The organism is Thiobacter subterraneus, from assembly GCF_055379455.1.
The window spans coordinates 1,315,925-1,339,556 of record NZ_AP042402.1 but is presented as its reverse complement, the minus strand read 5'-3'; the positions used below and the strand labels follow the sequence as shown (position 1 = coordinate 1,339,556).

At 68.1% G+C, this 23,632-nt stretch carries 23 protein-coding genes, 2 tRNA genes and 1 pseudogene; 22 read left to right on the top strand and 4 right to left on the bottom strand.

Annotated features, from left to right (window positions below; genetic code table 11):
* From ACZ42P_RS06685 to ACZ42P_RS06670, 4 genes are read right to left on the bottom strand one after another with little or no spacing between them, the layout of a single operon-like run.
* Window positions 1-855 (bottom strand): DUF4340 domain-containing protein, encoded by an 855-nt coding sequence (locus ACZ42P_RS06685; protein ID WP_464899300.1) that lies wholly within the window; start codon window positions 853-855, stop codon window positions 1-3.
* Entirely contained in the window at window positions 852-2,192 is a 1,341-nt protein-coding gene (locus ACZ42P_RS06680; protein ID WP_464899299.1) for a GldG family protein, read from the bottom strand. The genes ACZ42P_RS06685 and ACZ42P_RS06680 overlap by 4 nt, the downstream gene beginning before the upstream one ends.
* A 3-nt stretch (window positions 2,193-2,195) precedes the next feature.
* A complete protein-coding gene (locus tag ACZ42P_RS06675) occupies window positions 2,196-2,939 on the bottom strand; it encodes an ABC transporter permease (RefSeq protein ID WP_464899298.1) in 744 nt (247 codons plus the stop codon).
* The gene (locus tag ACZ42P_RS06670) at window positions 2,936-3,910 is read right to left on the bottom strand and encodes an ABC transporter ATP-binding protein (protein ID WP_464899297.1); all 975 of its coding nucleotides are present in this window, start codon (window positions 3,908-3,910) and stop codon (window positions 2,936-2,938) included. The genes ACZ42P_RS06675 and ACZ42P_RS06670 overlap by 4 nt, the downstream gene beginning before the upstream one ends.
* A 164-nt stretch (window positions 3,911-4,074) precedes the next feature.
* Here ACZ42P_RS06670 and ACZ42P_RS06665 point away from each other — a divergent pair, with 164 nt between their 5' ends.
* From ACZ42P_RS06665 to gloA, 22 genes and pseudogenes are all read left to right on the top strand, one after another.
* Window positions 4,075-5,847: a tetratricopeptide repeat protein gene (locus tag ACZ42P_RS06665; protein ID WP_464899296.1), complete on the top strand. Its 1,773-nt coding sequence runs from the start codon at window positions 4,075-4,077 to the stop codon at window positions 5,845-5,847.
* A 5-nt stretch (window positions 5,848-5,852) separates the two neighbouring features.
* Window positions 5,853-6,416 carry a lipoprotein insertase outer membrane protein LolB gene (gene lolB, locus ACZ42P_RS06660; RefSeq protein ID WP_464899295.1) on the top strand — a complete coding sequence of 188 codons (564 nt, stop codon included), beginning with the start codon at window positions 5,853-5,855 and terminating at the stop codon, window positions 6,414-6,416.
* A gap of 151 nt (window positions 6,417-6,567) precedes the next feature.
* Complete coding sequence (ispE, locus tag ACZ42P_RS06655; RefSeq protein ID WP_464899294.1) at window positions 6,568-7,425, top strand: 4-(cytidine 5'-diphospho)-2-C-methyl-D-erythritol kinase; 858 nt, start codon at window positions 6,568-6,570, stop codon at window positions 7,423-7,425.
* Between the two features lie 102 nt (window positions 7,426-7,527).
* Window positions 7,528-7,602, top strand: a tRNA-Gln gene (locus tag ACZ42P_RS06650).
* A 114-nt stretch (window positions 7,603-7,716) separates the two neighbouring features.
* Window positions 7,717-8,649, top strand: a complete 933-nt coding sequence (locus ACZ42P_RS06645; protein WP_464899376.1) for a ribose-phosphate pyrophosphokinase — start codon at window positions 7,717-7,719, stop codon at window positions 8,647-8,649.
* 73 nt (window positions 8,650-8,722) lie between these two features.
* On the top strand, window positions 8,723-9,331 hold the full coding sequence (locus tag ACZ42P_RS06640; protein ID WP_464899293.1) for a 50S ribosomal protein L25/general stress protein Ctc: 609 nt from the start codon (window positions 8,723-8,725) through the stop codon (window positions 9,329-9,331).
* Window positions 9,332-9,427: 96 nt separating this feature from the next.
* On the top strand, window positions 9,428-10,021 hold the full coding sequence (gene pth / locus ACZ42P_RS06635; protein ID WP_464899292.1) for an aminoacyl-tRNA hydrolase: 594 nt from the start codon (window positions 9,428-9,430) through the stop codon (window positions 10,019-10,021).
* Window positions 10,022-10,060: 39 nt separating this feature from the next.
* A complete protein-coding gene (gene ychF, locus ACZ42P_RS06630) occupies window positions 10,061-11,152 on the top strand; it encodes a redox-regulated ATPase YchF (protein ID WP_464899291.1) in 1,092 nt (363 codons plus the stop codon).
* 69 nt (window positions 11,153-11,221) lie between these two features.
* Window positions 11,222-11,298 (top strand) — tRNA-Met (locus ACZ42P_RS06625).
* Between the two features lie 85 nt (window positions 11,299-11,383).
* Window positions 11,384-12,712 carry a tRNA (N6-isopentenyl adenosine(37)-C2)-methylthiotransferase MiaB gene (gene miaB, locus ACZ42P_RS06620; RefSeq protein WP_464899290.1) on the top strand — a complete coding sequence of 443 codons (1,329 nt, stop codon included), beginning with the start codon at window positions 11,384-11,386 and terminating at the stop codon, window positions 12,710-12,712.
* 15 nt (window positions 12,713-12,727) lie between these two features.
* Window positions 12,728-13,687, top strand: a complete 960-nt coding sequence (locus tag ACZ42P_RS06615; RefSeq protein ID WP_464899289.1) for a PhoH family protein — start codon at window positions 12,728-12,730, stop codon at window positions 13,685-13,687.
* Window positions 13,647-14,120 (top strand): rRNA maturation RNase YbeY, encoded by a 474-nt coding sequence (gene ybeY, locus ACZ42P_RS06610; RefSeq protein WP_464899288.1) that lies wholly within the window; start codon window positions 13,647-13,649, stop codon window positions 14,118-14,120. The genes ACZ42P_RS06615 and ybeY overlap by 41 nt, the downstream gene beginning before the upstream one ends.
* 77 nt (window positions 14,121-14,197) lie before the next feature.
* Window positions 14,198-15,049, top strand: coding sequence for an HlyC/CorC family transporter (locus ACZ42P_RS06605; protein ID WP_464899287.1), 852 nt, complete (start codon window positions 14,198-14,200; stop codon window positions 15,047-15,049).
* Entirely contained in the window at window positions 15,046-16,560 is a 1,515-nt protein-coding gene (lnt, locus tag ACZ42P_RS06600) for an apolipoprotein N-acyltransferase (protein ID WP_464899286.1), read from the top strand. The genes ACZ42P_RS06605 and lnt overlap by 4 nt, the downstream gene beginning before the upstream one ends.
* A gap of 56 nt (window positions 16,561-16,616) precedes the next feature.
* Window positions 16,617-17,189 (top strand): Tll0287-like domain-containing protein, encoded by a 573-nt coding sequence (locus ACZ42P_RS06595; RefSeq protein WP_464899285.1) that lies wholly within the window; start codon window positions 16,617-16,619, stop codon window positions 17,187-17,189.
* A gap of 59 nt (window positions 17,190-17,248) precedes the next feature.
* A complete protein-coding gene (locus ACZ42P_RS06590; protein WP_464899284.1) occupies window positions 17,249-18,052 on the top strand; it encodes a phosphate/phosphite/phosphonate ABC transporter substrate-binding protein in 804 nt (267 codons plus the stop codon).
* Between the two features lie 74 nt (window positions 18,053-18,126).
* Window positions 18,127-19,047, top strand: a complete 921-nt coding sequence (gene glyQ / locus ACZ42P_RS06585) for a glycine--tRNA ligase subunit alpha (RefSeq protein ID WP_464899283.1) — start codon at window positions 18,127-18,129, stop codon at window positions 19,045-19,047.
* On the top strand, window positions 19,044-21,152 hold the full coding sequence (gene glyS, locus ACZ42P_RS06580) for a glycine--tRNA ligase subunit beta (RefSeq protein ID WP_464899282.1): 2,109 nt from the start codon (window positions 19,044-19,046) through the stop codon (window positions 21,150-21,152). The genes glyQ and glyS overlap by 4 nt, the downstream gene beginning before the upstream one ends.
* A 48-nt stretch (window positions 21,153-21,200) precedes the next feature.
* Entirely contained in the window at window positions 21,201-21,743 is a 543-nt protein-coding gene (gene gmhB / locus ACZ42P_RS06575) for a D-glycero-beta-D-manno-heptose 1,7-bisphosphate 7-phosphatase (RefSeq protein WP_464899281.1), read from the top strand.
* Window positions 21,740-22,459, top strand: a complete 720-nt coding sequence (locus ACZ42P_RS06570; protein ID WP_464899280.1) for a lysophospholipid acyltransferase family protein — start codon at window positions 21,740-21,742, stop codon at window positions 22,457-22,459. The genes gmhB and ACZ42P_RS06570 overlap by 4 nt, the downstream gene beginning before the upstream one ends.
* Window positions 22,459-23,181, top strand: a complete 723-nt coding sequence (locus ACZ42P_RS06565; RefSeq protein ID WP_464899279.1) for a M48 family metallopeptidase — start codon at window positions 22,459-22,461, stop codon at window positions 23,179-23,181. Before ACZ42P_RS06570 ends, ACZ42P_RS06565 begins: the two co-directional genes overlap by 1 nt.
* A 66-nt stretch (window positions 23,182-23,247) precedes the next feature.
* Window positions 23,248-23,625 (top strand): annotated as a pseudogene (gloA, locus tag ACZ42P_RS06560) (lactoylglutathione lyase); the annotation flags it as partial.
* Window positions 23,626-23,632: the final 7 nt, after the last annotated feature.

Here is a 23,632-nt window from a genome sequence, read left to right as displayed (position 1 = left end):
TCAGGGCCCGGCGTCGGCACGCGCGGGATCCAGCAGACGCGCTCCCACGTCCGGCGCGAAGTGATACGCCAGCCCCTCGTCCTCGCGGCGCAGGATCCAGTCCGGTTCCCGCGCGATCAGGGAAAAGTCGAGGACCCGCCCATCGGCCAGACGCACGCTCAGGCGGGAGAGGGGTTTGGCATCGCCGGCCCGCTGCACCGAGAAGGCGGTCGCCAGCCGCCATTCGTCCACGAAGCGGTTGAGCTGGTCGGCGGACAGATGCCGGTTCCCGGGCTCGCGGCGCCAGCGGCCCTCCTCCAGGGAAAGGCGTAAGCGCGGCAGGTCGAAGCCCACGGGGGTTTCCCCTTCGGCCAGCAGACGCTTCGCCACGAAGTCGGTGGCGCCGCGCGAGACCTCCACCAGATACACGGGCGCCACGAGATACACCCAGCCGCCGGTGAGGACGTAGATCTGATTGCTCACCGGCTGGCGTTCCCCGAACTCGAATACCTGCTGCGCGTTGGAAGTGAACACGGTCAGACGCGCAAACGGCGGAGCGAGCCCGAATTTTTCCAGCACCTGCGCGGGCAGCCGGTGTTGGCTGCGGCTGGCCAGAATCGACAGCAGGCCGTCCACACGGGTTGCGTCGGCTCGGGCGGCGAAAGGGGCGGTGAGGCGCCAGCGTCCTGCCTGCCGTTCCAGCACCAGCGCCGCACCCTGGCGTGGCGCCAGCTCGATGCGCAGGACCGACTGGGGGTTCAGGTTCGACAGGGAAAATTGCTCGGGCCCCGCAGGCTCAGGTTTGAAGTAGAGGAACAGGGCCAGGCCCAGCACGGCCGCGGCCAGCGCCAGGTTGACGGCGAGGCGGGCGCTCATGCCCGGCGCCGCCACCAGAGCAGACCGCCCAAGGCGAGGAATGCCAGGGGCAGCAGCACCAGGAACACCAGCCCGATCACGGTGGCGGTGCTGCGGGACAGGGCGAGTTCCGCATCCCGCGTGGGCCGCGGCTGGATGCTGATGAGCTGGTCGTCACCCGCCAGCCAGTTGACCAGGTTCACGCCCAGGTCCAGGTTGCCGCCATTGCCCAGGAACTGGTTGGAGAGGAAATCGGCGCTGCCCACCACGACCACGCGCTGGGTGCGCCCCTCGCGGCTGCGTTCGAGGGCCATCGCCACCGTCACCGGCCCCGGCGTGTCCCGGCTCTTGTCGAAGCGCAGCGGTCCTTCCAGGGAGCCGGTCTCCACCCAGCCGCGGGGTGCGGCCTCCACCAGCGGCGTGGTGTGCCAGTCGTCATGGGCTTCCGCCACGCCCAGCGCGCGCGCCATGGGAAAGACGGTGACGAGTTCCATCGGGCCGATCACCGGATGGCGGGCATAGCTTGCGGCCAGGGCCCAGGTGGGCGGGGCATTGAGATTCTGGGCGGCGGGGTCCACCACCACGCCGGGTGTGAGCACCAGTCCCAGTTGTTCCGCCAGGGGTTGCAGGCCGTGCAGCGGGCCGGGCTCCATCAGCCACAGCAGGTTGCCGCCGCGGGCAAGCCAGGCTTTGAGCTTGTCCACCTCCCCCGGCAGCAGGTCCACGCGGGGCGCGGCGATCACCAGGAGTGCGGCGTTGGCGGGCACGTCCTGGGCCAGGGTCAGCCTGAGGGGGGTGATGCGGAACCCCCGCCGCGCAAGCTGGCTGCCGAATTCGCCCAAGTCGAAGTTGGCGTTGCCGTCCAGCTTGCGCTCACCATGGCCGTCCAGATACAGGACCAGCCGCTCGCCCTCGCGCGCCAGACGCATGAGCAGGTTGGTCAAGCTGGATTCGTTGAGGACGGTCAGGTGCTCGCTGCGGCCGGCATATTCCACCACCAGCTCGCCTTCCCGCTGGATGCCCGCGGCGCGGGCGAGCTGGGGCTCCCGGTCGGGATCGACAAAGGCGAGCGTGATGTCGCGCTTCGCCCGCTGGTAGGGCGTGAGGAAATCGCGGATCGCCCGCGCGACGTCCCCATCGGGCGCGCAATAGGCGGTCACGCGCACCGGACCGGTGAGCTTGGCCAGAAAGGCGCTGCTGCCCGGGCTCAAGCTGTTGCGGGCGTTCAGGGACAGATCCCAGCTCGTGTGGTACTGCCGGCTCAGGGCCGCCAGCAGGGCCACCAGCGCGAGCAGCAGCACGATGAACACCCAGTGGTGCACGGCCAGGGCAAGGCGGGTTTTGCGGTTGAGTTCCATCGATCAGCCCTGCAGGCGCCGCGCATCGAGGCGGCGAATGGTGAGCACCAGGAACACCAGGGTGAATAGCAGCAGGTAGGCCACGTCGCGGGTGTCCACCAGCCCGCGGTTGAAGCCGTCGAAATGGCGCATGAGGGACAGGTAGTTGAGCAGCGCCTCCGGATCGCTGTCCGAGGTGTTGATGAGCCACAGCAGGAGGAGGGCGCCGAAACTGCCGAAGGCGGCCACCACACCCTGCTGGGTGAGGCTGGAAATGAACAGGCTCAAGGCGGCGAAGGCCGCGAGCAGCAGCACGATGCCCAGCACGTTGGCCCCGATGAGTCCCCAATCCAGCGGCCCGCCCAGGGCCAGGGAAGCCGCCATGGCCAGGAGCAGCAGCACGGCGAAGAGCAGGAACAGCATCAGGCCGAGGAACTTGCCCAGCACGATTTCCGTGAGGGAGACCGGGGCGGACAGCAGCAGGGGCAGGGTCTGGTTGCGGTATTCGTCGGCGAACAGGCGCATGCTCATGAGGGGCACGGCCATCAGCAGCACGATGGTGGCGAAGCCGAACAGCATGGCCACCACCACCTCGCTCACGCCGGGGGGATTGGTGAGCTGGCGCAGGCGCGGCAGGTTCTCCAGATACTGGTCCAGCTGGAACAGGAACACCCAGGCGAACACCAGCTGCAGCACCGCCAGCACCACCCACGCGAGGGGCGAGGCGAACAGGATCCGCAGTTCCTTGTGGGCCAGGGTGAGGATCATGGCTGCTCCTCCGGGCCGTTTCGGGTCAGTTCCACGAACACGTCTTCCAGCGTGGTATGTTCCGGACAGAGACGGACCAGCCCCCAGTCTTCTGCCACGGCCGCGCGGGCAATGGTCTGGGGGGCATCCGTCCCGGGCGTGACCTGCAGCCGGAACAGCCCGTCCTCCAGGCGTTCCACGCCGGTGACACCGGGCAGGGCGGCCAGCGCCTCGGGGGCGGGCGGGCGCATGAACCCCACCCGCAGCGCTTCGCCGGCGCGGAAGCGTTTCAGCGCCTCGATGCGGTCGGCAAACACCACCCGTCCCTGGTGCAGGATCAGCACGCGGTCGCACACGGCCTCCACCTCGGACAGAATGTGGCTGGACAGGATCACACTGTGGGCCGTTCCCAGCCCGCGCACCAGGGCGCGGATCTCGCGCATCTGGTTGGGATCGAGCCCCACCGTGGGTTCGTCCAGGATGATCACCTCGGGCTCGTGGACGATGGCCTGGGCGATTCCCACCCGCTGCTGATAGCCCTTGGACAGGTGGGCGATCAGGCGCCGGCCCATGTCCGCCAGCCCGCAGCGGGCCTTGGCCTGCTCCCGTGCGGCGCGCACGCGGCCGGAAGGCACGCGGTGCAGGCGGGCGCAGAAGTCGAGATATTCGTCCACCGTGAGCTCGCGGTAGAGCGGAGGGGTTTCCGGCAGATAGCCCAGGTGGGTCTTCGCCGCGCGGGGGGCGTCCAAAAGGTCGATGCCGCAGATGCGGATTTCGCCCGCACTGGGGGCGAGATTGCCCGTGAGCATGCGCAGGGTGGTGGACTTGCCCGCGCCATTGGGGCCCAGAAGCCCCAGCACCTCGCCCCGACGCAGTTCCAGATCCAGCGGCGCCACGGCCAGCGCCCCGCCGTAGCGGCGCGCGAGCCCGCGCGCAGCGACGGTGACCATCGGCTCGACGCTCGGCGCGGACGGGGCGGCAACAGGGGACATGGGCAGGGATTTGCTGCTAGGATAGGAGGCGTCGTGAAGGCCGGAATATACCGGATTTCCGTTGGCTCCGGCACGAATCACGATCCGGCGAGAACCCTTCGCACCCGTTTGTTTCCAATCGCCACCGGCCCCGGCCGGAATGCCAATCCATCGCGTATCCATCCATGAACACGCTCTTCCTTCTGCGCGCCGGGGCACTCGCTGCCATGACGGCGGCGCTGGCCGGCTGTGCCGGCATGGCGCCGCGGCCTGCCCCTTCGCCTGCACCCGCTGCGACCCAGCCCGCGGCCCTGGACGCCCAGGCCGAACCGCCTGCACCCAGGCGGCCGGCGCCGCCTGCCCAGCCCCTCACCCAGCAGCTCCTGTACGAGACGCTGCTGGCGGAAATCGCCCTGCAGCGGGGTGATACGACCCTGGCGACCCAGGCCTACCTCGATCTTTTGGCGCGCACCCGGGACTACCGGGTGGCGGAGCGGGCCACCCAGGTGGCGCTGCAGAGCCGGCTCATCGACCAGGCCCTGGCGGCGGCGCAGCGCTGGCTGGAACTGGAGCCCGACTCCGTCACCGCCCGCCAGACCGTGGCCGCCATTCTGGTCACCAAGGGACGCCTCGAGGAGGCACGCCCGCACCTGGAACGGCTGCTCGCGTCGGAGGGGGCGACGCTGGGGCATGGCTTCATGCACCTGAACAATCTGCTGGGGCGCCATCCCGACAGGGACGCGGTGCTCAGCCTGGTGCAAACGCTGGCCCAGCCCTATCCCCAGGTGCCGGAAGCCCATTTCGCGGTGGCGCGTGCCGCCTGGAATGCGGGCCGGGGCGAGGTGGCCCTGGCCGCCATCCGCGAGGCGTTGCGCCTGCGTCCGGACTGGGAGGGGGCCGCGCTGTTCCAGGCGCAGATTCTCCAGGCCCGGTCCCCGCAGGAGGCGGCCGCCTGGTACACCGACTATCTGGCGCGCCACCCCCGGGCGCGGGAGATGCGCCTCGCCTACGCCCGGTTCCTGGTGCAGCAGAAGCAATACCCGGCGGCACGGAGCGAGTTCCAGAAGCTGGTGCAGGACTTCCCGGACAACCCGGAGGTGCCCCTGGCGGTGGGCCTGATCTCGCTGCAGATGGGCGAGCTGGACGTGGCCCGGCAGTATCTCGAGCAGGCGCTTCAGGCGGGGGTGCGCGACCGGGACACGGTGTACCTCTATCTGGGCCAGATCGCCGAGGAGCAGAAACGTTACGAGGAAGCCCGCCGTTGGTATGTGCAGGTGGGGGGAGAGCAGGCCTTCACCGCGCGCCTGCGCCATGCCCTCACCCTGGCCAAGGAGGGGCGGCCGGACGAGGCCCGGGCGCAGCTGGGGCGGATCCAGCCCGCCAACAACCAGCAGCGGGTGCAGCTCTGGCAGGCCGAGGCGCAGATGCTGCGCGACGCCAGGCGGGACCGGGAAGCCTTCGATCTGTTGAGCCGCGCCCTGGAAAAACTGCCCAACCATCCGGACCTGCTCTATGACCAGGCCATGGCCGCCGAGCGCATCAACCGGCTGGACGTCCTGGAAGCCAGCCTGCGCAAGCTGATTCAGCTCAAGCCCGATCACGCGCACGCCTACAATGCCCTGGGCTACACCCTGGCCGACCGGGGCATTCGCCTGGAGGAGGCGCGCCAGCTCCTGGAGACCGCCCTCAGGCTGGCGCCGGACGATCCCTTCATCCTGGACAGCATGGGCTGGCTCCATTACCGGCTCAAGGACTATCCCGGGGCCCTGGCATACCTGCGCCGCGCGGCGGCGCTGCGTCCCGATCCGGAAATCGCCGCCCATCTGGGTGAGGTGTTGTGGATGAGTGGCGCGCGCAGCGAGGCGCAGAAGGTGTGGGGCGACGCCCTGAAAACCCACCCGGCCCATGAGGCCGTGGTGGAGGCCATGCGGCGTTGCCAGGCGCCGGTGCAGCCCTGATGCCCATGGGGCGCCTGCTGCGAGCGGGGCTGGCGGTATGGCTCGCCCTGGCTGCCGGCTGTGCCACCACGCCGCCGCCCGGCCTGCCTTCCGCGGCGTGGCGGGAAGCCTTCCATCTGGTGGGGCGCGTGAGCGTGCGTCAGGGGGAGGATGGCTTTTCCGGGGGGCTCGACTGGTGGCACCGGCCTGGGGGTGACGAGCTGGAAATCCTCACGCCCCTGGGGCAGGGTGTGGCGCGGCTCATCCGAGACGGGGACGGCATCACCCTCACTGCCGCCGATGGCGCGGTGCATCGGGCGCCCGATGCGGAAAGCCTCACCCGACGCCTGCTGGGCTGGGGGCTGCCCCTCGACCCCCTCGCCCACTGGGTGCAGGCCCGGCCGGCGCCGGGCCCCGTGGACGGACTGCGTCGCGATGGCGAGGGCCGCATCGCCCGGCTGGAACAGCAGGGCTGGCGCATCGAATACGGTGCCTGGCGTGCCGCGCCCGATGGCGCGTTGCCGGGGCGCATCGACGTGGAAGGCCATGGCCTGCGCCTCAAACTCGTGGTGGATGCCTGGGAGCCCTGACTGCCTGCCGACGGCTCGATGGTCGGGGGTGCGCCAGGTGAGCAGAGGGCCCCCGGGGGCGAGGCGTGGCGGCGCCTTGCGCGTTTCGCCTGGAGCCGGCGCGCAGTGGGCCCTGGGTTGAGGGGAAATCCCGTCTTCGTTTGACTTTCCGATGGACGACTGGCAGTCCTTTCCCGCACCGGCCAAGCTGAACCTGTTCCTGCACGTGGTGGGCCGCCGCAGGGATGGCTACCATCTGCTGGAGACCGTGTTCCGCTTCATCAAGTACGGGGACACGGTCCACCTGCGGGTGCGTGGCGATGGTGCCGTGACGCGGACAGCCGGTCCCGCCCATGTGCCCGAGGAAGACGATCTCACGGTGCGCGCGGCGCGCCTGCTCAAGGCGCGCGCCGGAGTGGCCCTGGGGGTGGACATTCGCCTGACCAAGCGGCTGCCCCTGGGGGGCGGGCTGGGGGGCGGCAGTTCCGATGCCGCCACGGTCCTGATCGCCCTCAACCGGCTGTGGCACGTGAACTGGCCCCGGGAGCGGCTGATGGCGCTGGGGCTGGGGCTGGGGGCCGACGTGCCGGTGTTCGTGTTCGGGCAAAACGCCTTCGCCCGGGGGGTGGGGGAGGTGCTCACGCCCCTCGATCTGCCGCCGGCCTGGTACGTGGTGCTAGTGCCGCCGGTGGCGGTGTCCACGGCGGAAATCTTCGCCGCGCCGGAATTGACACGGAACACGCCACCCGTCAAAATACCGCCCTTTTCCACCGGTCGGTTTCCCGAGGAGTGGCTCGCCGCAGGGCACAACGACCTCCAGCCGGTGGTGTTGCAGCGCTACCCCGAGGTGGCCCGTCATCTGGCGTGGCTTGCCCGGTTCGGTGATGCGCGCATGACCGGGTCCGGCGCCTGTGTGTTCGCCGGGTTCGGTTCGGAGCAGGCGGCGCGCGCGGTGCTGGCGCAGAAGCCTGCGGACATGCAGGGTTTCGTGGCGCAGGGGCTCGATCAGCACCCGCTGCGCGATTTTTAGGAAACCGCCGGCGGAAGCCCGGCTTTTGCGGCAGGTTTCCAGGCCCTCCGGCACAGGTGATGCCAGGCTCTGGGCGGATGCCTGGGCCGCGGGGCCAGACCCTGGGGAGTCGCCAAGTGGTAAGGCACCGGATTTTGATTCCGGCATGCGTAGGTTCGATCCCTACCTCCCCAGCCAGATTCATCCACGGGCGGCGCAGCCGCGCTGCGCCGTGCAAGGAAAGCGTGTAGCCCTTACACGCTTTTTTTCGTTATAGCGACGAAGGGGTCAGGCGTGGCACACGGCGGCATGATGGTCTTCACCGGCAATGCGAATCCCAAGCTTGCCGAGGATGTCGTGCGCAAGCTGAACCTGCGCCTGGGCCGTGCCATCGTCGGCCGGTTCAGCGATGGCGAGGTGATGGTGGAAATCCTGGAAAACGTCCGCGGCAAGGACGTGTTCGTGCTCCAGTCCACCTGCACCCCCACCAACGACAACCTGATGGAAGTCCTGGTGATGGTGGATGCCCTGAAACGCGCCTCCGCCGGCCGCATCACCGCCGCCATTCCCTACATGGGCTATGCCCGCCAGGACCGGCGCCCGCGTTCGGCGCGGGTGGCGATCACCGCCAAGCTGGTGGCCAACATGCTCACCGTGGCGGGGGTGGACCGGGTGCTCACCATGGATCTGCACTCGGACCAGATCCAGGGCTTCTTCGACATTCCCGTGGACAACGTCTATGCCTCGCCCATCCTGCTGGGCGATGTGTGGAAGCAGAACTACGAGAACCTGATCGTGGTGTCGCCGGACGTGGGCGGGGTGGTGCGCGCCCGGGCGCTCGCCAAGCGGCTGGAGGCCGACCTCGCCATCATCGACAAGCGTCGTCCCAAGCCCAACGTGGCCAAGGTGATGCACATCATCGGCGAGGTGAAGGATCGCACCTGCGTCCTCATGGACGACATGGTGGACACCGCCAACACCCTGTGCGAGGCGGCCGCGGCCCTGAAGGAGCATGGCGCGGCGCGGGTGGTGGCCTACTGTACCCACCCGGTGCTGTCCGGGAATGCGGTGAGCCGCATCGCCAATTCCGCCCTGGACGAGCTGGTGGTGACCGACACCATTCCCCTGCGGGACGATGCGCGGGCGTGCAGCCGCATCCGCCAGCTGTCGGTGGCGGAGCTGCTGGCGGAGACCATGCAGCGCATCAGCAACGAGGACTCGGTGTCTTCCCTGTTCTCGGAGTGAGTTTTTCGTCCCCGCGCAGGCGGGGGCGGCAACCCGTCGTCTGGTCGCGGACGACACAACCTGGAGTCAAACCATGAAATTCGAAGTCACTGCCACCGCGCGCAAGGCGCAGGGTACGGGTGCGAGCCGCCGCCTGCGCCGCGCCGGCCGCGTTCCCGCCATCGTGTATGGCGGAAACCAGCCGCCCGTCGCCATCGAGCTCGACCACAACACGGTGTTCCACCAGCTCAAGCACGAAGCCTTCCACGCCTCCATCCTGACCCTCGACGTGGACGGCGACAAGCAGCAGGTGCTGCTGCGCGACGTGCAGATGCATCCCTGGAAGCCGCTGGTCATGCACCTGGACTTCCAGCGCGTGGATCCCAACGCCAAGATCCACATGAAGGTGCCGCTGCATTTCGTGGGGGCCGACGTGGCCCCCGGGGTGAAGCTCGCGGGCGGCAACATCACCCACGTCATGAACGAGGTGGATGTGCTGTGCCTGCCCAAGGACCTGCCGGAATTCATCGAGGTGGATCTGTCGGGGCTGCAGGCCGGCCATTCCCTGCACCTGTCCGAGATCAAGCTGCCGCCGGGGGTGGAGTTCGTCGAGCTGCGCCACGGCAACGACCTTGCTGTGGCCAGCTGCGTGGTGCCGCGCGGCGCGGCCGAGGAAGCCGCAGCCGAAGGCACCCAGGCGTAAGCCGCTCGCCATGGAGCCGGCCCGTCCCCCAGCCGGGACGGGCTTTTTTTCGAGTGCGACCGCGGCGGGATGCTGTCGCCACCCTGGAATGAGGCCATGACCCCGATCCGCCTCCTGGTGGGCCTGGGCAATCCGGGTCCCGACTATGCCGACACCCGGCACAATGCCGGGTTCTGGCTGGTGGACGCCTTTGCCCGGGCGCACCATGCCGAGCTGCGTCCGGAGCGGCGCTTTCACGGCCGGGTGGCGCGCCTTCGCGTGGACGGACGGGAAGTCTGGCTGATGGAGCCCGAGACCTACATGAATGCCAGCGGGCAGGCGGTGCAGGCGCTGGCGGCTTATTACCGCCTCGCGCCGGGCGAGATCCTGGTGGTGCACGACGAGCTGGATCTGCCCCCGGGCACCGCCCGGCTCAAGCGGGGGGGCGGCGCGGGCGGCCACAATGGTCTCAAGGACATCATCGCCCGCCTGGGTCCCGAGTTCTGGCGGCTGCGTCTGGGCATCGGCCATCCGGGCCAGCGCGACCAGGTGGTGGACTACGTCCTGCGCCGCCCGCCCCGGGAGGAGGCGGAACAGATCGGGGATGCCATCGACCGCAGCCTGAAAATTCTGCCCCTGGTATTGGCCGGGGATCTTGAAACCGCGATGCACCGGCTACATACCCGGGTGGTGCCCAAACCCCAGTCTTGAGCGGGGTCGGGTCCACGCTTCACTCTTGCGGACGACGACATGAGTCTCAAATGCGGTATCGTCGGGCTGCCCAACGTGGGCAAGTCCACCCTGTTCAACGCGCTGACCCGTGCGGGCATCGCTGCGGAAAACTATCCCTTCTGCACCATTGAGCCCAACGTGGGCGTGGTGGAAGTGCCGGACCCGCGCCTGCAGCAGCTCGCGGACATCGTCAGGCCGCAGCGGGTGGTGCCCGCCATCGTGGAATTCGTGGACATCGCCGGTCTGGTGGCCGGCGCTTCCAGGGGGGAGGGACTGGGCAACCAGTTCCTGGCCAACATCCGGGAGACCGATGCCATCGTCCACGTGGTGCGCTGCTTCGAGAATCCCAACGTGGTCCACGTGGCGGGCCGGGTGGATCCCATCGCCGACATCGAGGTGATCGCCACCGAACTCGCGCTGGCGGATCTGGCCACGGTGGAGAAGGCCCACGCCCGCGACGTGAAGAAGGCGCGCGCCGGTGACAAGGAGGCGCAGAAGCTGATCGCGGTCCTGGACAGGCTGCTGCCCCACCTGAACGAGGCCCGGCCTGCGCGCAGTCTGGGACTGACCCCGGAGGAGCAGGCGCTGCTCAAACCCCTGTGCCTGCTCACGGTGAAGCCGGCCATGTACGTGGCCAACGTGGCCGAGGACGGTTTCGAGAACAATCCCCATCTGGACCGCCTGCGGGACTATGCGGCGCAGGAGGGCGCGCCGGTGGTCGCCCTGTGCGCCGCCATGGAGGCGGAGATCGTGGATCTGGACGAAGCCGACAAGGCGGAATTCCTGGCCGCCATGGGGCTGACCGAGCCGGGTCTCAACCGCCTCATCCGCGCGGCCTACGACCTGCTGGGCCTGCAAACCTATTTCACCGCCGGGGTGAAGGAGGTGCGTGCCTGGACCATCCGCAAGGGGGCCACTGCACCCCAGGCGGCGGGGGTGATCCACAGCGATTTCGAGCGGGGTTTCATCCGGGCGCAAACCATTGCCTTCGAGGACTTCATTGCCTTCGGTGGTGAGCAGGGGGCGCGCGAGGCGGGCAGGATGCGCTCCGAGGGCAAGGACTACGTCGTCCAGGACGGCGATGTGATGAATTTCCTGTTCAACGTGTGACCGCCCCTTTCCTTGACGCAGACAGGACGAATCCGGATAATTCAGCCCTCTGCACCATCCGGTGATGCTGGTGATATAGCTCAGCTGGTTAGAGCACAGCACTCATAATGCTGGGGTCGGTGGTTCAAGTCCACCTATCACCACCAGATTCCTTCCCGGCCGCTGCCTTTCCCGCGGCCGAAACCTGCGCCCCGGGGCGTTGCCTATCGTGATCCAGCCTGTCCACCGGCCGTGACCCGCAAGCTCTACATCAAGACCTTCGGCTGCCAGATGAACGAGTACGACTCGGACAAGATGGCCGACGTGCTCGCTGCGGCGGAGGGCTACGAGCGCACCGACGATCCGGAACAGGCCGATCTCATCCTGTTCAACACCTGCTCGGTGCGGGAAAAGGCCCAGGAAAAGGTGTTCCACCATCTCGGGCGCTGGAAACACCTCAAGCAGCGCAACCCCGACCTGCTGATCGGCGTGGGCGGCTGCGTGGCCAGCCAGGAAGGCGCGGCCATCATCGAACGTGCCCGCTACGTGGACCTGGTGTTCGGGCCGCAGACGCTGCATCGCCTGCCGGAGCTCATCCGCGCGCGGCGCGCCACGGGCCGGCCCCAGGTGGACGTGAGCTTCCCGGAGATCGAGAAATTCGACAACCTGCCGCCGGCCCGGGTGGAGGGCGCCGCGGCCTATGTGTCCATCATGGAGGGCTGCTCGAAATACTGCAGCTTCTGCGTGGTGCCCTACACCCGTGGTGAGGAAGTGTCCCGGCCCTTCGACGACGTGCTGGCGGAGGTGGCGGGGCTGGCCGAACAGGGGGTGAAGGAAGTCACCCTGCTGGGTCAGAACGTGAATGCCTACCGGGGCGTGATGCACGACGGCGAGACCGCCGACCTCGCCCTGCTGCTGGAATACGTGGCGGAGATACCCGGCATCGAGCGCATCCGTTACACCACCTCCCACCCCAACGAGTTCACGGACCGGCTGATCGAGGCCTATGCGCGCATTCCCAAGCTGGTGAGCCATCTGCATCTGCCGGTGCAGTCCGGTTCCGACCGCATCCTGGCGGCCATGAAACGCAATTACACCGCGCTGGAATACAAGTCACGCGTGCGGCGCCTGCGTGCGGTGCGCCCCGACATCAGCCTGTCCTCGGATTTCATCGTCGGCTTCCCCGGCGAGACCGAGGCCGACTTCGAAGCCACCCTGCGTCTGGTGGAGGAGGTGGGTTTCGACGCGAGCTTCAGCTTCATCTACAGTCCCCGGCCCGGCACGCCCGCGGCGCAGCTGCCGGACGATACGCCCATGGAAGTCAAGACCAAACGCCTGATGCGCCTGCAGAAACGCCTGGAGGAACAGGCCCAGGCCATCAGCCGCGCCATGGTGGGCAGCGTACAGCGGGTGCTGGTGGAAGGTGCCTCCCGCAAAGACCCGAACGAACTGGCCGGCCGCACCGACAACAACCGGGTGGTGAATTTCCGCGGTCATCCGCGCCTCCTGAACCAGTTCGTCGAGGTGCGCATCACCGAGGCCCTGCCCCATTCCCTGCGGGGCGAGGTGCTGGTGGACTGAGCCGGGCGGGCGTCCATGGATACCGTCGAGATCTCCTTCACCCCGGTGGACAACCGGCGCCTGGCCAACCTGTGCGGGGCATTGGACGAGAACCTGCGCCAGATCGAAACCGCGCTCGAAGTGAGGATCGCGCGCCGCGGCGAGCATTTCCGGGTGGAGGGGGAGCTGGCCCGGGCGCGCCTGGCCGCCGAGCTGTTGCAGAGCTTTTACCAACGTGCGGCACGGGGCCTGAGTGTGGAGGACGTGCAGCTCGGCCTGGTGGAGGCGACCCACCTCAGGGCCGGGGAACGGCGCGAGGGCATGGTGCCGGTGCTGATGACGCGCCGGGCCGACCTCCACGGCCGCACGCCACGCCAGAACGAATACCTGCGCCAGATCCAGGAACACGACATCACCTTCGGCATCGGGCCGGCGGGCACCGGCAAGACCTATCTCGCGGTGGCGAGTGCGGTGGACGCCATGGAGCGCGACCTGGTCAAGCGCATCGTGCTGGTGCGCCCGGCCGTGGAGGCCGGCGAACGCCTGGGCTTTCTGCCCGGCGATCTCGCCCAGAAGGTGGATCCCTACCTGCGCCCTCTCTACGACGCCCTCTACGACCTGATGGGCTTCGACAAGGTGCAGAAGATGTTCGAGCGGGGCACCATCGAGATCGCGCCCCTCGCCTACATGCGCGGCCGCACCCTCAACCATTCCTTCATCATCCTGGACGAGGCCCAGAACACCACGCCCGAGCAGATGAAAATGTTCCTGACCCGCATCGGCTTCGGCACCAAGGCGGTGATCACGGGCGACGTCACCCAGATCGACCTCGCGCGGGGCGTCAAGAGCGGGCTGGTGCAGGCCCAGCAGGTGCTGGCCGACGTGCAGGGCATCGCCTTCACCCATTTCCAGTCCGAGGACGTGGTGCGCCACCCGCTGGTGCAGCACATCATCAATGCCTACGACCGCTTCCAGAAAGAACAGGGCGAGTCCTAGCCTTTCCCTTTCCGTGCAGTATGCAAGCCGCGCGCCGGAGCTGCCCACGCGCAGCCAGGTGCGCCGCTGGGTGCGCGCCGCCGCCACGCGCGACGCCCAGATCACGGTGCGCTTCGTGGACGAGGCGGAAGGACGCAGCCTCAACCGCGACTACCGCGGCAAAGACTATGCGACGAATGTGCTAAGCTTCGTTTACGAAACCGGTCCCGTGGTGGTGGGGGATCTGGTGATCTGTGCGCCCGTGGTGGCGCGTGAGGCCCGGGAACAGGGCAAGGCGCCCGCCGCCCACTACGCCCACCTGATCGTCCACGGCGTGCTGCATCTGGAGGGTTACGACCACGAAACCGAGGCCGAGGCCCGGGTGATGGAAGCACGCGAGACGGAAATCGTCACCAAACTGGGCTATCCTGACCCTTACCAGTCCGCCGCGTGAAGGCCCGGGCGGGATGATGCATGACGAATGGCCCGCCATTCGCCATTCATTACCCCGCAGGGGTTGATGCCTCCTCCATGGACGATGCGAGTACCAAGCCAAGCTGGCTCGAACGGCTCGGCGCGCTCCTGATGCGCGAGCCCGAGGACCGCGAGCAACTCATCGAACTGCTCCACTCCGCCTACGAGCGCAATCTTCTCGATGCCGACGCCCTGGCCATGATCGAGGGCGTGCTCCAGGTGTCCGAGACCCAGGTGCGGGACATCATGATCCCCCGGGCCCAGATGGACGTGATCGACATCAACGATCCCCCGGAGAAATTCCTGCCCTTCATGATCAGCACCGCGCACTCGCGCTTCCCCGTGATCGACAAGGATCGCGACGACGTGATCGGCATCCTGCTCGCCAAGGACATGCTGCGTTTCTTCGCGGGCGAGGAGACCAGCGTGCGCGACATGCTGCGTCCCGCGGTGTTCATTCCGGAATCCAAGCGGGTCAACGTGCTGCTCAAGGAGTTCCGCAGCAACCGCAATCACATCGCCATCGTGGTGGACGAGTTCGGCGGTGTGGCCGGGCTGGTCACCATCGAGGACGTGCTGGAGCAGATCGTCGGCGACATCGAGGATGAATTCGATTTCGACGAGGTCGAGGACAACATCATCCCCGCCGGCAACAACCGCTTCCGGGTGAAGGCGCTCACCGAGATCGAGGCCTTCAACGAAATCATGGGCACGCATTTCAGCGACGAGGAATACGATACCGTCGGCGGGCTGGTCATTGCCCAGTTCGGGCGGCTGCCCAAGCGGGGTGAGACGGTTACCGTGGATGGCCTGAAATTCCAGGTGTTGCGCGCCGACAGCCGGCGTTTGCATTCACTCCTGGTGGAACGCCTGCCGGAGGCGCAACGGGAAGACCGGGACAGCGCTTGAGCACGGCCGCCATCGTCCACCGCGCCGGGCGGCTGCGCCTTTGGGCACTGCCCTTTTTGCTGGGTGGGGCCACCGTTGCCGGGTTCGCACCCTTTCACCTGTTCCCGCTGCCGGTGCTCACCCTGGCCGTGCTGTTCCACCTGTGGTGGCACGCAGGCTCCCGGCGCGCTGCGGCACGCTTGGGCTTTGCCTTCGGCTGCGGGCTGTTTCTGTTCGGGGTGTCCTGGGTCTATGTGAGCCTGCACGACTTCGGCGGCATGCCCGCGTCGGTCGCCGCGCTGGCCACCCTCCTGTTCTGCCTGTTTCTCGCGCTGTTTCCGGCGGCGGTGGGCTGGGCAGCGGCTGCCCGGGGACGGCGCTGGGCCAGCGTGGTCCTGGTCATGCCCGCGGTCTGGACGCTGGCGGAATGGGTGCGGGGCTGGATCTTCACCGGCTTCCCCTGGCTGGCCGTGGGTTATGCCGCCGTGCCCCGCGGGCCCCTCGCCGGCTTTGCGCCCCTCGTGGGGGTGTATGGCGTCTCCTGGCTCACCGCGCTGAGCGCGGGCCTGCTGGCGCTCATCTGGGCGTGGCGGGACCGGCCGCGGCGCGGCATGGCAGGGTTGATCACCCTCCTTGCCCTGTGGGGCGCGGGGTTGGGTCTGAACCAGGTTTCCTGGACCCGGCCCGTGGGTGAGCCCCTCGCCGTCAGCCTGCTCCAGGGCAACATTCCCCAGGATCTCAAATGGCGCGAGGATCGGGTGGGCCCCACCCTGGACACCTACGCAAGGCTGGTGGAGCGCAGCAGGGGACGTCTCGTCCTGTTGCCGGAGACGGCCTTTCCCCTTTTTCTGGATCAGCTGCCCGAGGGCTATGTACAGCGGCTGGCGGACCAGGCACGGGAGCGGGGCGGGGAGGTCGTGGTGGGCGTGCCGGAGCGGGCAGCTGACGGCAGCCGCTACTACAACAGCGTGGTGAGCTTCGGGACCCACCCCGGCCAAGTGTACCGCAAGGTGCATCTGGTGCCCTTCGGTGAATTCGTGCCCCTGCGGCCGGTGTTTGGCTGGTTCCTCGATCTCACGCACATTCCCCTGGGCGACTTCGCGCGGGGGGCGCCCGACCAGCGGCCCCTGAGGGTGGCGGGACAGCGGCTGGCGGTGAGCATCTGCTACGAGGACGTGTTCGGCGAGGAAATCATCCGCCAGCTGCCCGAGGCCACCCTGCTTGCCAACGTGAGCAACGATGCCTGGTTCGGCGATTCCATCGCGCCGCGCCAGCATCTGCAGATTGCCCAGATGCGTGCCCTGGAGACGGGGCGCATGATGCTGCGTGCCACCAACACGGGCATTACCGCTCTCATCGACGCCCGCGGGCGCGTGCTGGCCCAGCTTGCGCCGTTCCACACCGGGCTGCTCGAGGTGAGCGCCCGGGGCTACGCGGGTGCCACGCCCTATGTGCGTTTCGGCAACCTGCCGGTGCTCGCCCTCGTGGGGTTGGCCCTGCTGGTGGCGGTCCTCTTGCGCGTCAAGTCTTGACGCACCATTGGAGTCTGGTCTAAAAGGGCCCCTCCACAATGTCCCCTGGAGGAATCATGAGAACGTTGCCTTTGCTGATCGCTGCGGCCTTCGCCGCCCCCGCCCTGGCCCAGGACGACACCGCCCGCTATGTGGAGGAAAGCCGCAAGGCCACCCAGAGCCTGGTGCAGAAACTGGGGGGCGAGCTCAAGAAGGAACTCACCGCCGGCGGGCCCGAGAATGCCATCAAGGTGTGCAAGAGTGTGGCGCCGGCCATTGCCACGGAGCTTTCCACCCAGCATGGCTGGCAGGTGCGGCGGGTGTCCCTGAAGACGCGCAATCCCATGATCGGCACCCCGGATGCCTGGGAACAGAAGGTGCTTGCCGATTTCGACAAGCGCGCCGCGGCGGGGGAGAAACCGGATACGCTGGAGTATTCCGAGATCGTGAGCGAGCCCGCGGGACGCTATTTCCGCTACATGAAGGCCCTGCCGGTGCAGCCCCTGTGCCTGAACTGCCATGGCACGCCGGAGACCGTTTCCGAGGGTACCCGCGCACGCCTGGCCGCCGAATATCCCCATGACCGCGCCACCGGTTACCGGGAAGGCCAGATCCGGGGTGCGGTCACCATCAAGCGTCCGCTGTTCTGACCGATAAGCCCGCCTGGAGGGGGCATCCCGCCCCCTCGCATCGTTTCCCTGGAGATTCCATGCGACATCTGTTGGCCCTGCTGGGTCTGTTTGTCCTGTCTCTGACGGCCTCCGCCCAGGAGGCGCTGCTGCTGGGTGTCAATGACGGCACCGCCGGCCAGCAGGACTACAGAGCGCTCACGGACCGTTACCAGCCCCTGGCGGACTATCTGTCCAAGGTGCTCAAAAGGCCGGTGAAGCTGGAATCCTCCCAGAACCTCAAGAGTTCCACCGAAAACCTGCTGAAGGGCCGCTACGACCTGTTTTTCTCCAAGCCGAGCAACGTGGCGGCCCAGGCCATGGCGCGCGCCAACTACGATCTGGTGGCGGCGGTGAAGGGCGCGTTCACGGTGAAATTCATCGCCCGCAAGGACAGCGGGCTGGCCAAACCGGAAGACATCCGGGGCCGCAGGATCGCCTATGCCGAGGGCACCTTCATGCAGCTGGCCGGCATGGCCACGCTGCGGGACATGGGGCTTGTGCCCAAGCCGGGGGAACTGGTCAAGGCCCGCTACCAGGATGCCATTGCCTTCCTCGTCGAGAACCGCTTTGCCGACGTGGGCATGGTGTCCCCCATCGTAGCCAGGCAATGGGAAGCCAAGGGAGGCATCACCCTGTTCGAGAGCAAGAAGCTGCCCTTCTGGTCGCTGATCGCTTCGCCCAGGCTCACGGCTGCCGAAAAGGTCGCCCTGCGGGCGGGGCTCATCAATGCCGGCAATGACCCCGTGGGTCAGAAGATGCTCAAAAGCCTTGGGGTCACCGGCTTCGAGCCCGGCGACAAACAGGCCTACCTGGACCTGCTCGCCTGGCTGGAACGCCGGTAGCCGCGCTTCCTCTGCTTCCCCGCCCCCGGTAAAATCGGCGTTTTTCTTGGCCGGCGCAAGCCGGGGGAGCGCCGATGCAGACCTTTCAGGAACTCATCCTGCGCCTGCAGCAGTACTGGAGCGACCAGGGCTGCGTGATCCTGCAGCCCTATGATCTCGAGGTCGGCGCAGGCACCAGCCACACTGCCACCTTCCTGCGGGCGCTGGGGCCCGAGCCCTGGCGCGCGGCCTACGTGCAGCCTTCCCGCCGTCCCAAGGATGGCCGCTACGGCGAGAATCCCAACCGTCTCCAGCACTACTACCAGTTCCAGGTGGTCCTGAAACCCGCGCCGGAGGACATCCTGGAGCGCTACCTGGGCTCCCTGGAGGCCCTGGGTTTCGATCTCGCCGGCAACGACATCCGCTTCGTGGAGGACGACTGGGAGAATCCCACCCTCGGTGCCTGGGGGCTGGGCTGGGAAGTGTGGCTCAACGGCATGGAGGTGACCCAGTTCACCTATTTCCAGCAGGTGGGCGGGCTGGACTGCAAGCCCATCACCGGGGAGATCACCTACGGCCTGGAGCGCCTGGCCATGTATTCCCAGGGCGTGGAAAACGTGTTCGACCTCACCTACGCGCCGGGTGTCACCTATGGCGACGTGTTCCACCAGAACGAGGTGGAACAGTCCGCCTACAACTTCGAGCATTCCGATGTGGAATTCCTGCTCCATGCCTTCAATGCCCACGAGAAGCAGGCGAAATATCTGATGGAGCAGAAGCTCGCCCTGCCCGCCTACGAGCAGGTGCTCAAGGCGGGCCACACCTTCAACCTGCTGGATGCCCGGGGTGCCATTTCCGTCACGGAGCGGGCCGCCTACATCGGCCGCATCCGCGCCCTGGCGCGGGCCGTGGCCCAGAGCTATCTGGAATCCCGGGCACGGCTCGGCTTCCCCCTGGCGCCCCGCGCCTGGGCGGAAGAGGCCCTTGCCCAACTGGAAAAAAAGGCGGCCGCATGACTGCTACCCCGCAAAGTCTGCTGGTGGAACTCCTGGTGGAGGAACTGCCGCCCAAGGCCCTGCGCCGGCTGGGCGAGGCCTTCGCCGAAGGCCTGTATGGTGGGCTCGCGGCGCGCGGGCTGACCACTGCCGAGTCCCGTCCCACCCCCTATGCCTCGCCACGGCGGCTCGCGGTCCACATCAGCGCGGTGGCGGCGCGTGCGCCGGACCGGCCCGTGTCCCACAAGCTGATGCCGGTGGCGGTGGGGCTCGATGCGGAGGGCAGGCCGACGGCGGCGCTGCTCAAGAAACTCGCCGCGCTGGGGCTCGATGCCGGGGCGGCGGCCCATCTGCGGCGCGTGGCCGAAGGCAAGGGCGAGGTGCTCTATTACGACAGCATCGCGCCCGGGGCGCAGCTGCGCGAGGCATTGCAGCAGGCGCTGGACGATACGCTGGCCAGGCTGCCCATTCCCAAGGTGATGAGCTACCAGTTGCGCGATGGCTGGACCACGGTGCATTTCGTGCGTCCCGCCCACGGGCTGCTGGCCCTCCACGGCTCGGAGGTGGTGCCGGTGTCCGCACTGGGGCTGGCGGCGGGACGCACCACCCAGGGCCACCGCTTCGAGGCCCGGCAGAAGCCGGTGGTGATCTCCCACGCCGATGCCTATGCCCGCGAGCTGGAGGCAGACGGCGCGGTGATCGCCGGTTTCGAGGCGCGCCGCAGGGAAATCGCGCGTCAGCTCGCGGCCGCCGCCCAAGCGCTGGGCCAAGACCTGCGGCCGGTCGAGGACGAGGCCCTGCTGGACGAAGTCACGGCCCTGGTGGAACGCCCCAACGTGCTGGTGGGACGCTTCGACGAGGCCTACCTGGACGTGCCGCCGGAATGCCTCATTCTCACCATGAAGGCCAACCAGAAATACTTTCCCCTGCTCGACGCCCAGGGGCGGCTGACCAACCGGTTCCTGATCGTGGCCAACGTCACGCCGGCGGATCCCGCGCCGGTGATCGCCGGCAACGAGCGGGTGGTGCGGCCGCGGCTGGCCGACGCCCGGTTCTTCTACGACCAGGATCGCAAACAGACGCTGGCCTCGCGCGTAGAAAAACTCGCCCGCGTGGTGTATCACAACCGCCTGGGCACCCAGCTCGAGCGCACGCTGCGGGTGCAGAAGCTGGCCCATGAAATCGCCCTCCGGCTCAAGGCCGACGCGGACCTGGCGAGCCGCGCCGCGTGGCTGGCCAAGGCCGATCTCACCACCGACATGGTGGGTGAGTTTCCGGAGCTGCAGGGCATCATGGGCGCCTATTACGCGCGCCACGACGGTGAGCCGGAGGCGGTGTGCCGGGCCATCGAGGCCCATTACCACCCGCGTTTCGCAGGCGACACCCTGCCGGAGGACAACATCGGCGCCGCGGTGGCCCTCGCCGACAAGCTGGACACCCTGGTGGGCATTTACGGTATCGGCGCGGTGCCCACGGGGGAAAAGGACCCCTACGGTCTGCGGCGCCATGCCCTGGGCATCCTGCGCATCCTGGCCGAAAAGGCGCTGCCCCTGGATCTCGTCGAATTGCTGGAAGCGGCACGTGCCCTGCTGGGCGAGCTGGTGGCCGACAGCGTGGTGGTGGACGTGCACGGCTTCATGCTGGAGCGCCTCCGGAACTACCTGCGCGAGCGGGGTTTCGGTGCCCGCGAGATCGAGGCGGTGGTGGCCCAGAATCCCTCCCGCATCGACCGCGTGCTGCCACGCCTGGAGGCGGTGGTCGCCTTTTTGCGCCTGCCCGAGGCCGAAGCCCTGGCCGCGGCCAATAAGCGCATCCAGAACATTCTCAGAAAGGCGGAAGTGCCTTCCGCCGAGCCCGACCTCGGCCTGTTCGCGCAGGACGCGGAGCGGGCGCTGTTCGACGCCGTCAACGCCCTGACCCCCCGGGTGGCTTCCCTGGTGGCCAACGAGGACTACACCGAAGCCCTGCGCACCCTGGCCACGGTGCGGCCGGCAGTGGACCGTTTCTTCGACGAGGTGATGGTGATGACCGACGAGCCGCTGCTGCGCGCCAACCGGCTGGCGCTGCTAACGCGGCTGGCGGGACTCATGAACCAGGTGGCGGACCTGTCCCGGCTGGCCGGCTGAGGCGCGGGGCGGTGTAGAATCGTCCCAACGCCCCACGCCGCGCGCCCCATGAAACTCGTGATCCTGGACCGGGACGGCGTCATCAACTTCGACAGTCCCCAGTTCATCAAGAGCCCGGAGGAATGGAAGCCCATCCCCGGCAGCCTGGAAGCCATTGCGCGCCTCAACCAGGCAGGCTGGCGCGTGGTGGTGGCCACCAACCAGTCCGGCATCGGCCGCGGCCTGTTCGACATGGCCACCCTGAACGCCATCCACGAGAAGATGCTGCGCGCCCTGGCCCAGGTGGGCGGACGCATCGATGCCCTGTTCTTCTGCCCCCATGCGGCGGAGCTCAACTGCCCCTGCCGCAAGCCGCGTCCCGGCCTGTTCGAGGAAATCGGCCGCCGCTTCAACGTGGACCTGACCGGGGTGCCGGCCATCGGTGACGCGCAGCGCGATCTGGAAGCCGCCGCCGCCGTGGGTGCCCGTCCCATCCTGGTGCTCACCGGCAAGGGCCAGCGCACCCGCGAGACCGGAATGCTGCCGCCGGGCACGGAGATATTCGAAAACCTGGCGGAAGCCGTGCGCCATTTGCTCAAGCCGCCCTCATGATCGTCCTGCGCTGCGCCCTGTTCGAGGCCGCGCGCGCCCTCGCCACGGTGGTCTTTTCCCTGATCGCGCTGGCCACCTTCCCCTTCGCGGCGCTCACCCGCTACCGCATCATCACCGTCTGGAACCGGGTCGTGGTGTGGCTGGCGCGGGTGCTGCTGGGCATCGAATACCGGGTGCGGGGCCGGGAGAATCTTCCGGATCGGCCCGCCATCGTCATGGCCAAGCACCAGTCCGCCTGGGAAACCCTGGCCCTGCCCATCCTGCTGCCGCCGCTGGCCATCGTCATCAAGCGCGAGCTTCTCAAGCTGCCCTTCTTCGGCTGGGGGTTCGCCATGCTCTCGCCCATCGCCATCGATCGGCGCGCCGGCAAGGAGGCCCTGCGCCAGATCACCGAACAGGGACGCCGGCGGCTTGCAGAAGGATTCTGGGTGCTGATCTTTCCCGAGGGCACGCGCGTGGCGCCGGGCAGCCGCGGCCGCTATGGCATTGGCGGCGCCTGGCTTGCGGCCCACACGGGCGCGCCCGTGGTGCCCATCGCCCACAATGCGGGCGAGCTGTGGCCGCGGCATGCCTTTCTCAAATACCCCGGCACCGTCACCGTGAGCATCGGCCCCGTGATCGAAACCCGGGGCATGAAGGCCGGCGAAATCAACGCCCGCGTGGAAGCCTGGATCGAGGGGGAAATGGCCCGCCTGCCCCCGGCGAGGCGCGCCTGATGGGTTACCCCGTCCAGGAAACCCGGGTGCTCGTCCTGCCGGACCGGCGGCTCACCTACACCCTGGTGCGCCGGCGGCGCCGGAGCATCGGCCTCAAGGTGGATGGAGACGGGCTCACCGTGGCTGCGCCGCCGCGCGAGCCCTATCACCACCTGGAACGGGTGCTCCTGGAGCGGCGCGACTGGATCATCGAGAAACTGGCCCAGATGGAGGCGCGCCGCCTGCCGCCGCGCCAGTGGCTGAGTGGCGAGCGCCTGCTCCTGCTGGGCGAGGCGCTCGAGCTCTATCTCTACCGCACCCACACCCGTGCCGAGCCCATCCGCACCGCGAGCCGGCTGCTGGTGGGGGTGCGCGACCCCGCGGACAGGGAGCAGGTGGCGGCGCACGTGGGCGCCTGGTACCGCCGCCTGGCCGAGCGCCATTTCGGGCAACGGCTGGCCGTGCTGGCCAAACGCCTGCCGGTGGAGCCGCCGCCCTTCCGCCTGTCCGAGGCCCGCACCAGCTGGGGGGCGTGCACGCCCGAGGGGCGGCTGCGTCTTTCCTGGCGGCTGATCAAGGCGCCGCCCGCCCAGATCGATTACGTCATCGCCCACGAGCTCGCCCATCTGCGGCACATGAACCACTCCCCTGCCTTCTGGCAGACCGTGGAGCGCATCTTCCCCGACTGGCGCACCCAGCGCGCGGCGCTGGAACGGGACGGTTATCTCTATCACACGTTTTGACGCGGGCGGAAACCGGATTTCCGGGCAGGAGCCGCCTGCAGGGACGCAACCTTCGAGGAGGACATCATGCGCATTTTGCACACCATGATCCGGGTCGGTGACCTGGACCGCTCCATCCGCTTCTACACCGAAGTGCTGGGCATGAAACTGCTGCGCCGGCGGGACTACCCGGAAGGCAAGTTCACCCTGGCCTTCGTCGGCTACGGTGACGAGTCCGACCACACGGTGCTCGAGCTCACCTACAACTGGGGCGTGGACCACTACGACCTGGGCAACGGCTTCGGTCACATTGCCATCGAAGTGGACGATGCCTATCAGGCCTGCGAGGCCGTGAGAGCGAAGGGGGGCAAGGTCACCCGCGAGGCGGGGCCCATGAAGCATGGGTCGACGATCATTGCTTTCGTGGAAGACCCGGACGGCTACAAGATCGAGTTCATCCAGAAGGGCAGCC